This is a genomic window from Thioalkalivibrio sp. ALE11, assembly GCF_000381205.1.
GTDB lineage: Bacteria > Pseudomonadota > Gammaproteobacteria > Ectothiorhodospirales > Ectothiorhodospiraceae > Thioalkalivibrio.
In genome coordinates, this window is the sequence record NZ_KB906177.1 from 23415 (window position 1) to 37365 (window position 13951).

At 57.2% G+C, this 13951-nt stretch carries 7 protein-coding genes; all 7 read left to right on the forward strand.

The window, feature by feature from the left end:
• On the forward strand, window positions 1-561 hold a 561-nt coding region (locus F620_RS14400; RefSeq protein ID WP_019570745.1), incomplete at its 5' end, for a WYL domain-containing protein.
• A 684-nt stretch (window positions 562-1245) separates the two neighbouring features.
• Window positions 1246-1866, forward strand: a complete 621-nt coding sequence (locus tag F620_RS0112030) for a DUF1819 family protein (protein ID WP_026331448.1) — start codon at window positions 1246-1248, stop codon at window positions 1864-1866.
• Between the two features lie 113 nt (window positions 1867-1979).
• Window positions 1980-2564 (forward strand): DUF1788 domain-containing protein, encoded by a 585-nt coding sequence (locus F620_RS0112035; protein WP_038031090.1) that lies wholly within the window; start codon window positions 1980-1982, stop codon window positions 2562-2564.
• Between the two features lie 70 nt (window positions 2565-2634).
• Complete coding sequence (brxC, locus tag F620_RS0112040) at window positions 2635-6312, forward strand: BREX system P-loop protein BrxC (RefSeq protein ID WP_019570748.1); 3678 nt, start codon at window positions 2635-2637, stop codon at window positions 6310-6312.
• Window positions 6313-6339: 27 nt separating this feature from the next.
• Window positions 6340-8454: a RecQ family ATP-dependent DNA helicase gene (locus tag F620_RS0112045; protein ID WP_019570749.1), complete on the forward strand. Its 2115-nt coding sequence runs from the start codon at window positions 6340-6342 to the stop codon at window positions 8452-8454.
• Window positions 8454-9863, forward strand: coding sequence for a DNA-processing protein DprA (locus tag F620_RS0112050; RefSeq protein ID WP_019570750.1), 1410 nt, complete (start codon window positions 8454-8456; stop codon window positions 9861-9863). The genes F620_RS0112045 and F620_RS0112050 overlap by 1 nt, the downstream gene beginning before the upstream one ends.
• A 388-nt stretch (window positions 9864-10251) precedes the next feature.
• Window positions 10252-13950, forward strand: a complete 3699-nt coding sequence (pglX, locus tag F620_RS0112055) for a BREX-1 system adenine-specific DNA-methyltransferase PglX (RefSeq protein ID WP_019570751.1) — start codon at window positions 10252-10254, stop codon at window positions 13948-13950.
• The last annotated feature ends 1 nt before the right edge of the window (window position 13951 follow it).

The window sequence follows — 13951 nt, forward strand, 5'->3', positions numbered from 1 at the left end:
GGCGTGTTCGCGACCGTGCAGCAGGGCCTGCTGGAACGCCGCTGCCTCGACATCACCTACCGCTCACGCTCGAAGGAGCGGGTGCGAGACCACCGTATTCACCCTCTGGCGCTGGTGTTCCGCGAGCCGGTCACCTACCTCTTGGCCACGATCGAACCGCACCAGGACGTGCTGCATCTGGCCGTGCACCGGATCGAGGCCGCGGCGCTGACCGAGGTGCCGACGCACGATCCGGAAGCCGGGTTCGATCTCGACCAGTTAATCCAGGAGGGCGTATTCGATTATCCGGAGGGCGGGACTATCCGGCTGGAACTCCGCGTGAGCCCGGAACTGGCGTACCACCTGCACGAGGCTCGCCTGTCCGACGACCAGACCATTGAGCCCGAAGGCGACGGCGTGTGCTCCCGGGTTACCGCCACCGTACGCGACACCGCGCACCTGAAATGGTGGCTGCTGGGCCTGGGCGCGGGGGTGGAAGTGCTTGGGCCGGCAAATCTGCGCGAAGCGATCGCGGAGGAGCTGGGCCAGGCCTTCGAGCGTTACCAGCACGGTGCGACCTGACGCGTGGATCATCGTGCGCGGAGGTGCAATGGTTCGGGGAGGCTGGTGCGCAAGTGAAGCGACAGCGGCTGTCGCCCGGATGGGAGCGGAACGCCGTTGCGAGCTTTATTCACACAATTCAATTGGGGTACGGTGCCCATGGGCGCCTGACCGGGGCTTCACGGACACGGGGAAACATGAGCGAAGTACTGACACCCGGCATGCGGAAATGATGGCGGCGCCGTCCGGGTCGGCGGCAGATTTGTGTGCCGCGGGAGACAAGGGTGAAGTATCCTGCAGCGCTGAATACGCCCGAGCACGGCCATCAGACGGAACGGTGCGCGTTGGCTGTGCCAGCTCCTCGAGCTTTCTCGCAGTTATCCCGCAAGCTGGGCATTATCATCAGCACAACCATGTACCAAGACGGGGAGTAAGCCGCGGATCAGTCGGACAGGCAAACGCCTCCGACGGCCACAAGCAGATTCGTCAATCGCTCGGCGCATCCCGTGGTCGTGACCGGAGGTTCGGTTGGATGGGGTTGATCATGCTTTTGCCATCTAATTGGGGGACTGCTCCACTCATGGGGGTCGGCTTACGTTTCGAGGCGGAAAGTTCTTGACGCATTTTAGGCCTTCGAAACCGCGTGTATTGGCTGTGGGAGCCCCGACTCACGTGGTCTGGCCGCCGCTCGGAAAAATGACGAACATGAAATCCACTCCAGCACACCTATCGTATGATTCCGACATCCTTGGCGGGGCATTGATGGTGAGAGAGAGTCGCATCATCGCGGACCTTCTTCTGACGGACGCTGGCGAGGATACCTGGCACCGTGCGATTTACCGGGAAAATCGCTTGCAGAAGCCGTCACAAGCAACCGCACGCCGAATCACGCGCGCTATCGACCGTCGACTCAGGCCCTTGCCATCTGCGTTCTGGAAGGCCTTGCGCGACAGCGACGAGCCGGAAGCGACGCAGATCGCGTTTTGTGCTTGCCTGTCTCGTAATCTATTGTTTCTGGAATTTGTGGAAACCATCGTTACGGATGCGTTGCTCACGCGGGTGGAGGTTTTGGAGCCCTATCAGTGGCGGGATTTCTTGGCCGAACGCGCGGATCGCTACCCGAAGATCAAAGATTGGTCGGCATCGTCGCAGCGCAAAATGGGGCAGATAGTCTTTCGGATGCTCAGTGAGGCGGGTTTGATCGACAGCACGCGCACACGCCGACTGCGCCCGCAACCTCTTCTTCCGGAGGTCGAGCGACTATTGCAGGCGTGTGGTATGCACCGTGTCCGTCGTTGTCTGCGTCGCCTGGGTCCTACGAACTGACGCCTTGTGATTTCTTCTCCCGGAAGTAACGTGCCCCACCTCGCGCCGATGGCCATTCGACTCGAAGTCGCCATTCGAGTCGCCCACGCCTTGAAATGGAGGTCGAATCCCTGATGCGTGACAATGACCCTCATCTCCAAGACCGACTGAACCAGGTCGTCGAGAAGATTACGAGCGCGGATTTCCTGGCTGGAGAAGGACTGGGTAACGAGGTTGGCTTTTGGATTTTCGACTATCCCGCGGAATACGAACTACAGGTACGCGAATACCTCTCGTTTCTGGAGGGGGTTCTTGAGCGTCAGCACAGCGACGTGTGTTTCCGCCACATCCACTTGTTACGCGTCCTGCGTGATTATCTCCATAAGCGCGGCATACTCGAAAAGGCTATTGCCATCCAGGCTGACAAGGGTGACCGGGCGCTTCTTAACGCGCTCCGAGGCCCTTTGCACATGGACCGATTCGCGCCGTTTTTCATCCGCGAGGAACTATCGGCTGATCCCGATATTGTCCTGGTTTCGGGCGTTGGCAGTGTTTGGCCCCTCATCCGGGCGCACAGCCTGCTGAATGCGCTACACAGCCGGCTGGGCCATAAACCACTTGTTCTCTTTTATCCGGGCCGCTTCGATGGCCAAAGCTTGACTCTGTTCAACCGGATCAAAAGCGACCATTACTACCGGGCGTTCGCACTCGTTCCCTGAGGCATAGTCGATCAAGGTCGCACCTCCGTTCCGACGCCCGCATTATTCGTTTTCAAGGAATCGACCCGATATGCGCATCCAGGATCTTTTCGAGAAGCCCCCCCAACGCCCTATCAACGGTGTTGTAAAAGCCGACCAGAGGGATCGCGAGACGATCTATCAAGAACTTGACGAGTACGTAGTCACCAATGAGTTGGAGAAGCATTTTCGGGACTTCTTCGAATCCTACGCCACGCCCATCTCTGATCCGTCTATTCCCCAGCGTATCGGCGTTTGGATCTCTGGATTTTTCGGGTCTGGGAAATCACATTTCCTCAAGGCGCTTTCCTACCTGCTGACCAACACCGAGGCGGAAGACCCGAGCGGCCGCATTCGTTGTGCTGCCGACTTTTTCGATGAGCAGAAACTCCACGATGCGATGATCCGGGCGGACATTGCCAAGGCGGCCCAAGAACCGGCAGATGTCATCCTGTTCAACATCGATAGCAAGGCCAGCTCCAACGATACCGGCAACGCGATCCTCAATGTCTTCCTGAGGGTGTTCAACGAGTACCAAGGCTTCAGTGGCGACCATCCACATATCGCGCACATGGAGCGTCACTTGGCACAGCGAGGGGTCTTCGATCGCTTCAAGGCAGTTTTTCTGGAGGTCAGCGGCGTAGCGTGGGAAGACGAGCGCGACGCTTATCAGTTCTATCAGGATGCGATCGAACAGGCGATCAGTCAGGTGCTGGATCTCTCGCCTGATGCTGCCCACAAGTGGTTTGAGGAGTCTGAGGAGACCTTCAGCGTATCCGTGGAGAATTTCTGTCGCTGGGTAAAGGAATATCTGGATGCGCAATCCGCGACTCGGCGTATTGTTTTTATGGTCGACGAGGTCGGACAGTTCGTTGGCAGCCATACGCAACGGATGCTGACCCTGCAGACCCTTACCGAGAATCTCGGCACCATCTGCAAGGGACGAGCGTGGATTGTGGTGACCTCACAAGCCGACATGGACGCAGTGTTGGGAGAGATGACGGCCACCAAGGCGAACGACTTCTCCAAGATTGCCGGGCGGTTCAAGACGCGTCTCTCGCTCTCCAGTTCCAACTCCGACGAGGTCATCCGCAAGCGCCTCCTGGCCAAGACACCCAAAGCCCGGGAAGAGCTCGCCCGAGTCTTCGAGGCCAAGGGCTCTGTCCTGCGCAACCAGCTCACCTTTGATCGGTCGGGTCCCACGTTGAAGAGTGTGGATAGTGCAGAGAGCTTCGTGGCCAACTACCCGTTCGTTCCGTACCACTTTCAGTTGGTCCAGAAGGTGTTCGAAGAGATCCGAAAAGTGGGCGCCACAGGTGCGCACTTGGCCTACGGTGAGCGGTCCATGCTGGATGCTTTTCAGATGGCGCTGACCGCTTCATCCGAGCAGGAGGTCGGTGTCCTCATCCCCATGCACAGCTTCTATCGGGCGGTGGAAGGCTTTCTGGACACTGCAGTCAAACGGACGATCGATCAAGCGGGTGAGAACGCTGCGCTCGACCAATTCGACGTGGAGATTCTCCGCACTCTGTTCATGATCCGGTATGTGGACCTGATCAAGGGCACCGTGGATAACCTTGTGACGCTCTCAATTACGCGCATCGACGACGACCGGCTTGCTATCCGCGAACGGCTCGAAGAGAGCCTTGCGCGGCTGGAGAAAGAGAGCCTCGTGACGCGCAATGGGGAGGAGTACCTTTTCCTCACCAACGAAGAAAGAGATATCACCCGTCAAATCAAATCCACCGAGATCCACAGTAGTGACGAGAACAAGGAGCTCTCCACGCTGATCTACAAGGATCTTCTCCGGGACCAGAACAAATATCGTTATCCGCAGAATGGGACCGACTACACGATCGGTCGGTACCTAGACGGCCATACCATCGATGGACGCCTGCAAGCTCAACTGCGCGTCGAGGTCGTCTCGCCGCTGGATATTCATTATGCCCAATATGGTGAGGCGGGATGCATCCGCAAGAGTGGCGAAAATCACGGCCAGGTGGTTATCAAGCTGTCGGATGACAAGGCCTTTTTCGAGGACTTGCGAACTTACCTGAAAACCGAAAAGTTTGTCCGCCTGAATGCGGCTTCCGGCGATCGCAGCGTCGAGCGGATCCTGGCCGACCGGGGGCGTGAGAACCAGGAGCGCCGCAAGCGACTGCGGATTCGCCTGGAGGAGATGCTCCTCGAGGCGGATATCTACGCCTTGGGGCAGAAGCTGGAACTAAAGGGTGCTCAGGTTAGTACCCGCGTGGAGAGCGCGTGTGAGTACCTGTTGGAAAACACCTACAGCAAATTGGGCTACCTCCAGGTGCTAACGCCGGAGCCAATGCGGGAGCTGCTGGCGGTGCTCACCGCCGATAACGTGGAGCAGCTTGGTATCGAGCTCGATGGAGAGGAAGGCAATGCCCAGGCCGTGCGGGAGGTCGAACAGTACATCGCCCTTCACAGCGGGGAGCCTGTGTCGCTCAATCCCCTGCTGGAACGGTTCCATAATCGTCCGTTTGGCTGGCCGTTGGAGGAGACGCTGCTGATCTTGGGTCGGTTATTCGCGCTAGGGCGTCTCACTTTTCACACGGCGGGACCCGCGCTGTCGGGTAAGGACGCATTCGAGTTCTTGAATAATTCGCGTCGGCGTCCCGAGGTGACGGTGCAGAAGAAGCGTCAAACCGACGACGTCGTATTGCGGCAGGCGCGGAACCTGACCAAGGAACTCTTCCCCAAGCTCGGACCGGCTTCCGAGAAGGATTTGTACGCTTTCTACCGAGATCAGTTCGAGATCTGGCGTGCGGATCTTGAAGGCTACAAGAGCAAAACAGAGGTAGGCCGATTCCCTGGGGGTGCGGTAATCGCCAGCACCCTTAAAGAGGTGGAGCGTCTGCTCCGTATCGACGATAGCTTCGAGTTCTTTAAGGAAGTCACCAGCAATAAGGAGAGCCTGCTGGATCTCGAAGAGCGGTATCGCGACCTCCATGAGTTCTTCGAGAAGCAGATCACCATCTGGCAGCGGTTGGATCAGGCGCTCGTCCGGCTCCAACCGAATCGTGCAGAGCTGGAGAAGGACGAGCAGGCCAGAAAAGCATTGGCCGAGATGGACCGTATCTTCGCTTCCGACGAGCCTTACGGCATGTTGCAGAGCGTTGCTGGCCTGATCGACACGGTGGACGAGGCCAACCAGCGGCTGTTGGAAGCGAAGCGCGAGCAGGCCATAGGCTTAATCGACGATCGTATCGCAAACGTAACTGCGGAGATTGCCAAGAGCGGGATTGGAACGCCCGATCTCAGCAATCAGTTGCTGCGCCCTCTTCAACTGCTAAAGAGCGATGTCGAGAGCGCTACCAGTGTCGCCGAAATTTATCTATTGCGCGGCGAAACCGCGGCCGAGCGCGAACAGGAAAGCCTCGATACCCTACATCGTGCACAGGAGGAAGAGGCAAGGCGCCAGAGCGCTGTTGGACAGGGTGGTAGTGGCCAAGACGGCCCGGTGCGCACTGCCAAAAACGGGGATGATGGGGCCGGCATCTCTGCTGTCCCGGATCAGAATGAGGAGGCTTCGCCCGCCGTGACCCTCCCCAAACCGGTAGTGAACGTAGACGTCGTCGAGGTGCTTGGCCGTACGCATGCTGGCGTCTATCTGGAAACCCAGAACGAAGTCGATGGGTTTCTCGACGCACTCAGGCGAGAACTTGAAGGTGCCATCGAGGCCAATAGGCGAATTCGGCTGCGCTGATATACTTGGGTACAAGGAGGCAGGGCTGTGGAGAAGCTAGACGCTGAGGCGTTACTCAAAACTGCACTTGGCGACGATTCCGCTACATTTCGTCCCGGGCAATGGGAAGCTATCGATGCTTTGGTCAATCAGCGCCGAAAACTGTTGGTGGTGCAGCGGACTGGCTGGGGCAAAAGCTCGGTGTACTTCATCAGTACGCGTCTTCTGCGCGACCGTGGCTTCGGGGCCACCATTATCATTTCGCCTCTGTTGGCGCTGATGCGGAACCAGATAGAATCAGCGCGCCGCCTCGGGATTCGTGCCGCTACCATTAACTCGGCAAACCAAAACCAAGAAGAAAGTGTTAAGAGGGATTTGCTCGCAGGTCAGGTCGATTGCCTTCTAATCTCTCCCGAGCGCCTGGCGAACGACACGTTTGTGCAGTCGGTGATGATGCCTATTGCTGATCGAATCGGTTTGCTTGTAGTGGATGAGGCACACTGCATTTCCGACTGGGGGCACGACTTTCGACCTGACTATCGTCGTATCGTGGGCGTGCTTCGGCAATTGCCCCCGGGCGTGCCGGTGCTGGGAACAACCGCGACCGCCAACGATCGGGTCATCGAGGATGTTCGCAGCCAGCTGGGTGACGTTGTGATTCAGCGTGGTTCACTGGAGCGTGAAAGCCTGGCGCTGCAGGCGCTAAGGCTACCAGATCAAGCCTCTCGCTTGGCCTGGATGGTACAAGTGATCCCGACGCTGCCCGGTACCGGTATCGTTTATACGCTCACTACTCGCGATGCGCAGCAGGTAGCGGACTGGCTACAGCAGCATGGGATCGAGGCTCGAGCTTACTATGCCGATGTAACCCCTCCCGAGTGGTTCCAGAAAAAGTACCCGAATGACCGCAACCAATACCGTGAATACTTGGAAGATCAGCTTCTCCGTAACGAGCTTAAGGTGTTGGTTGCCACAGGGGCTCTGGGGATGGGTTACGACAAGCCCGACTTGGGGTTTGTGATCCATTATCAGGCTCCCGGCTCTATCGTCGCCTACTACCAGCAAGTTGGCCGGGCAGGGCGGGCAATCGACTCAGCTCTCGGTATATTAATCGCCGGTCATGAGGATGATGAGATTCACGAGTATTTCCGGCGCTCTGCGTGTCCCTCGGACGATGAGATCCGCACGGTTCTCGCGACCCTAGAAGAGTCCGATGGATTATCGATTGGTGGGATCGAACAGAACGCTAATCTGAAGCGGAAGCAGATCGATAAGACCCTGAAAATCCTCAGCGTCGAGTGCCCTTCTCCTGTGATCAAGGAAGGCAGCGTATGGCGTCGTACACCTGTGGCTTACCGGCCGGATTATGAACGAATACGGCATTTGACGGAGATGCGTGAGCGCGAGTGGCAGCAGGTCAATGAGTACATCAATACCAGCGGCTGCCTGATGAACTTCTTACGTGGCGCTTTGGACGATCCACAGAGCGAACCATGCGGTCGGTGTGCCAATTGTTTGGGCGAGTCGCTGGTGCCGAACGACGTGGATAGCCAGCTAGCCCACCAAGCCGCGACTTACCAGCGCCAGGCCGAGATGCCGATCAAACCGAAAAAACAAGTCGCAGCCCAAGCCTTTCAGCAATATGGTTTCAGGGGCAATCTCCCGGCGAATCTGCAGGCGCAAGAAGGGCGTGTGTTGTCGCGCTGGAACGATGGCGGCTGGGGGGGGCTGGTCAAGGGGGGCAAGCAGCAAGGCACCTTCGGTGACGAGTTGGTCGAGGCTATGGCCGAGATGGTTGAGCAGCGTTGGCAGCCGCAACCACCGCCTACCTGGTTGTGTTCCGTGCCTTCTCTCAACCATCCTGAACTTGTGCCGGATTTCGCCAGGCGGCTAGCGGCCCGCTTGGGAATCCGCTACGTCGAAGCAGTGAGGAAGGTCGCGGACAACGAGCCGCAGAAGATGCAGCAGAACCGTTTCCACCAGTGCCGTAATCTGGACGGCGTATTCGAGGTGGATGAAGAGTTGCCGTCAGCTGCCGTTCTACTGGTCGACGATATTGTGGACTCCGGCTGGACGATGACCGTGGTTGCCGCGCTGCTGCGGCGTGCCGGTTCAGGCGAGGTATTTCCTGTAGCGCTGGCGTCCAGCTCGGGGAATGATTGATGACCCTCTCCGCCGCCGCACAGGCTACGTTATTGCTCGCCGGTTACTTTGCCGCGCCAGCCAAGGGAGCCGCCAAGCCGCTGACCCCCACCGAATGGGGTCTCTTTGCGCAATGGCTTCATGAGCAGGGCCATACACCCGCCGGTCTTCTGGGACAGGAGCGCCACGAGATCCTCCTGAGGTGGCAACACGCCAAGGTCACCAAGGAACGACTGGAGGCCCTGCTTCAGCGTGGAAATAGCATGGCGCTGGCCGTGGAGAAGTGGCAGCGGTCGGGGTTGTGGATTATTACCCGATCAGATTCGGCATACCCCAGGGCGCTGAAGAAACGCCTGAAGCAGACTGCTCCGCCCATACTGTATGGCTGTGGTAATGCTGAACTCCTCGATGCCGGGGGCGTGGCCGTGGTGGGTTCGCGCAAGGCAAGCGGTCCCGATCTGGCCTATGCCTACGAGCTGGGAGCAATGGCGGCCCAAGCGGGCATGGGTACCGTCTCTGGTGGCGCCAAGGGTATTGATGAAGCCGCCATGCGGGGTGCTGTGGAGCAGGGAGGTCCCGTCATTGGTGTTCTCAGTGAGGGGCTGCTGAGGGCTGCGACCTCCAGGCAGTGGCGCGAGGGCTTGTTGAGTGGTGGCTTGGTGCTGATTTCGCCTTACTACCCGGAAGCTCGCTTTAACACCGGAAATGCCATGGGGCGCAACAAGTATATCTACTGCCTGGCAGATGCTGCAGTTGTAGTTCACTCGGGTACCCGTGGTGGAACGAAGGCTGGCGCCGAAGAGAATCTCAAGAAGGGCTGGGTTCCGCTTTGGGTTAAGCCAACTCAAGATCCGGAAGCCGGCAATCGAGTGTTGGTAGAAGCTGGCGGGGCCTGGTGCAAAGAAGATGTCGCTCGGCTAGAGGTCCGTTCCCTGATTGGGGGGGGCGGCGTTCTTGGAAGCGACGTTCAGCAGGATTGCGAGATCGATGCGTCAGGGTCTTTGGAGACTCCCGGTGGGGTTGGCGTTGAAGACAGCGAGGAAGCCATTTTGAGCCTGAGTGGGGAATCTCAGCTAGGTTTGGCCTTTGATGACGCCGCGACAACCCAAGAGATGGATGAGGCCACTCAGTCAGCAGCGCCTGAAACGGCGATGGCTGAGACAACTACCAAAACAGACCGTGAAGAGCCGCTGGCCGATTCGTCAATCGAAAGCGATGAGGCCGCCTTCCATTCCGAGCAGGTAGATTTCTACCAGCTGTTCCTGAGAGAGCTGCAGCGGGGAGGGCCCAAGCCCAAGACAGCAGACGAGATTTCAGCCGAGACCGGCCTGCATAAGACACAGGTAAATGCTTGGCTGAAGCGGGCAGCGGAAGATGGCTTGGTGGTCAAGCTGGCTCGGCCAGTTCGGTACCAAGTGATTCAGGGGTAAACATATCCTATCAGGCTCTACGTGACGTTTTGTGCCTCGGCTCTCGGAAGAAATTCCTTCAATGGAGTACGGCGATGCGTGGCCACGCTGGTGTGTAGAGGAACCTCAACAGGGCCTGGTGGGCGCCCTGCTGTTCTCGTCCGTGTCGGTTTAGTCCCGGTAAAGGGATATCGGTGTTGAAATCGGGTCGTTGGGGCAATGTATGGCGTCGAAAATGCCTGTCGGAGCTGAAGGGGGAACAGTCCGATGGAGAGCTAAATTGGTAGCCACCGGGCCGCACTAGCTTTTTGCAACAGCCTGTTACGGAGGACGGTCTTGTGTCCGAGGACAAGGGAAGGTACAGAGCAGCGCGCCCAGAAAGGGTAATCATCAAGGTTGGGAATCCAGCATGAACACAGCGAACCTCAAGGCATACGCTCCCAAAGCTCGCACCCGTTTTATCGAGGCGATGAGGCGTCAGGCCGCAAGTTATGGCATCACCGAGGATCATGTCGCGCCCATGGAGGTCCGTGGTGATGTGATGCTCATTTCCAGCGCGGATGGACAGACCCACACCTTTCCGAAGGCACTACGGCAGCCGCGCGAGGCGCTGGCCAGGTGGGTGACCCGACTGGGCTTTGACCAGGCCATGGAGCAGGCAGCCTACAGCTGGTTTAACCGTCTGTGTGCGATCCGTTTCATGGAGCTCAAGGGCTATCTGGAGCATGGCCGGCGAGTGCTTTCCCACCCGGACCACGAGGGTGGCTTCCAGATCCTCGATGACTGTCTGGAGATCGACCTGCCCGGGCTGGATCCCACCCGGGTGCGCGAGCTCAAGCTCGACGGCACCCAGGACGAGGTGCTCTACCGCGAGCTGCTGCTGGCCCACTGTCACGCCCTTCATGAGGCCATGCCGTTCCTGTTCGAGCCGCTGGACGATGCCAGCGAGCTGCTGCTGCCGGACAACCTGACCAAGACCAACTCGCTGATCCGCGAGCTGGTCGAGGCGATTCCCGAGGAGGACTGGCAGGACGTCGAGGTGATCGGCTGGCTCTACCAGTTCTACATCTCGGAGAAGAAGGACCAGGTGATCGGCAAGGTGGTGAAGAGCGAGGATATCCCCGCCGCCACCCAGCTGTTCACCCCCAACTGGATCGTCCAGTACCTGGTACAGAACTCGGTGGGCCGCCAGTGGCTGCAGACCTACCCCGACTCCCCGCTCAAGGGCGAGATGCCGTACTACATCGAGCCCGCCGAGCAGGAACCCGAGGTGCAGGCCCAGCTGGATGCCATCACCCCGGCCAGCATCGACCCCGAGACCATTAAGGTACTCGACCCCGCCTGTGGCTCCGGCCATATCCTGGTCGAGGCCTACAACGTGCTGAAGGCCATCTACGAAGAGCGCGGCTACCGCTCCCGGGACATCCCCAAGCTGGTCCTGGAGAACAACCTGTTCGGCCTGGATATCGACGACCGCGCCGCCCAGCTCGCCGGCTTCGCGCTGCTGATGAAGGCCAGAGAAGACGATTCCCGGATCTTTACTAGAGGCGTTCGCCTCAACGTGATGGCCCTGCAGAGCACCCGGCACCTGGATGCCGGGAGTCTGTGGCGGGATCTCAATCTGACCGGTGACTGGCATCGGGGGCAGTCTCAGAGCCTATTCGAGAGCGAGCAGAAGGAGCTATCCAGCAACGACAGCACCTATAAGGCCATAGTTGATCTGATCGAACGCTTCCAGGACGCCAAGACCTTGGGCTCGCTGATCGACGTGCCGAACAGCTTCGAAACGCAGCTCAAGTCTATGCTGGAAGAAATCAGTGAGCTCGCCGACATCGGCGATACAATGCAGAAGACTGCTGTCAAGCAGTTGGCGCCGGTTTTGCAGCAGGCATGGGTGCTGGCGCAACGCTACGATGCAGTGATTGCCAACCCCCCTTATATGGGTAGCAAGGGGATGAACAAGGCGCTGAAAGATTACGCCAAAAACGCCTATCCCAACAGCAAGTCCGATCTGTTCGCGATTTTTCTGGACCGAGCTTTCAGTTTGCTCACGCCGCTCGGCTATAATGCTCAGATCAATATGCAGTCTTGGATGTTCCTCTCAAGCTACGAAAATCTACGCGAATGGCTGCTGGATAACACCACCATAATCACTATGGCGCATTTAGGTGGTAGGGCCTTCGACAGCATCAGCGGTGAAGTCGTCTCTGCCACCGCGTTTGTAATGGAGAAAACCTCCAGGCCGGATTATCGGGGGGCTTATCTGAGGCTGGTAGAAGGAAAATCCGAAGCCGAAAAACAGGCCGCACTCCTGGAAGCTATTCAGAATCGAGACTGCGGCTGGTGCTACGAAGCCAAGCCGGATGATTTCAAGAAAATTCCGGGGAGCCCGGTGGCGTATTGGGCTAGCGAGAACGTAATATTGGCTTTTTCGGAGAATGAGAGTCTTGGCAAATATATTACACCGGCGGTGGGCCAAAATACTGGCGATAATGACCGATTTTTAAGGCTGTGGAGTGAAGTTTCATTTGACAAAGTGGGATTAAGGTTTTCGAGCTTAGAAGATGCTTTTCAGTCTGGTTTAAAATGGTTTCCTTACAACAAAGGAGGCCCGTATCGCAAGTGGTATGGTAATATTTTTTATGTATTAAATTGGGAGAGGGATGGCAAAGAGGTTAAGGAGTATGCTCTAGAAAGAAATAATGGAAAGCATTGGTCTAGATATATTCAAAACCTCCAGTTTATGCTTAAAGAGGGGGTGTCATGGGCTGCAACTAGCTCATCATATTTTGGATGTCGTTACACAGAAGCCGGATTTTTCTTTGATGTTAAGGGGACATCTGGTTTTTCAGAAACAATAAACCCAAAAGTGTTGACTGCTTACCTTGGTAGCAAAGTGGTTTCTCGGTTGTTAATGGCTCTTAACCCTACCATTGAGTTCCAAACGAGGGACATAAGAAATCTTCCTTATACAGAGGAGCTAAAAAATAATGAAGATCTCCTTGGTTTGTCTGAAAAATGCATATCGATATCCAAAAATGACTGGAACTGCTATGAAAACTCTTTAGGTTTTACTGTTTCTCCTCTCTTGGGATTTGGCAAACAAACTTCAAAGCTAGGAACGGCTTATGGAAATTTGCGATGCTGCTTAAAAGAAAAAACATTGGAAATGCAGCGTTTAGAGGAGAAGGGCAACCGTATATTTGTTCAGGCTTATGGCCTAGAGAGAGAGTTAACTGAAAAGGTCTCCATTGAAGAGATCACATTGACGTGTAATCCCCATTACCGCTTCGGCCGCAGTCGATGCGAGGAAGAGCTGGAAACCCTGCTCCAGTGCGACACTCTCAAAGATCTGGTCAGCTACGCGATCGGCTGCATGATGGGCCGTTACTCGCTAGACAAGCCCGGCCTGATTCTCGCCAGCCAGGGCGAAACCGCCCGCGACTATCTCGCCCAGATCCCCGAACCCAGCTTCGCGCCGGATGAAAACGCCATCATACCGGTCACAGATCAAGAGTGGTTCCCTGACGACGCCACCAACCGCTTCCGCGATTTCGTCCGCATCGTTTGGGGCGAGGATCACCTGCAGGAAAATCTCGATTTCGTCGCCGAAAGTCTCTGCCTGCACGCCATCAAGCCCAAGAGGGGCGAGGCCGCGCTGGACACCATCCGCCGCTATCTGAGCACCCAGTTCTTCAAGGACCATCTACGCACCTACAAGAAGCGTCCCATCTACTGGCTGTTCAGCTCCGGTAAACAGAAAGCTTTCGAGTGCCTGGTGTACTTGCACCGCTACAATGAAAGCACCCTGGCTGAGATGCGCACCGACTACGTGATCCCGCTCACGGAGAAGCTTGCTAGCTATGCCGAAAAGCTGGAGCAGGACAAGGAAGCCAGCGCTTCTGCCGCCGAAGGCAAGCGCATCGAGAAGGAACTTAGCAAGCTCTACAAGCAGCAGACCGAGCTTAATGCCTTCGATGAGAAGCTACGCCACTATGCCGACCAGCGGATCTCACTGGATCTGGATGATGGGGTAAAGGCGAACTATGGGTACTTTGGAGATCTGCTGGCAAACGTAAAAGAAATCACGGGCAACAAGTCGGAGTAGT

Bases quoted from the DNA above. Each gene is read 5' to 3' on its own strand.
- F620_RS0112035 (WP_038031090.1), top strand. From the start codon at position 1,980: ATGCGTGACAATGACCCTCATCTCCAAGACCGACTGAACCAGGTCGTC.
- F620_RS0112030 (WP_026331448.1), top strand. From the start codon at position 1,246: ATGAAATCCACTCCAGCACACCTATCGTATGATTCCGACATCCTTGGC.
- brxC (WP_019570748.1), top strand. From the start codon at position 2,635: ATGCGCATCCAGGATCTTTTCGAGAAGCCCCCCCAACGCCCTATCAAC.
- F620_RS0112050 (WP_019570750.1), top strand. From the start codon at position 8,454: ATGACCCTCTCCGCCGCCGCACAGGCTACGTTATTGCTCGCCGGTTAC.
- pglX (WP_019570751.1), top strand. From the start codon at position 10,252: ATGAACACAGCGAACCTCAAGGCATACGCTCCCAAAGCTCGCACCCGT.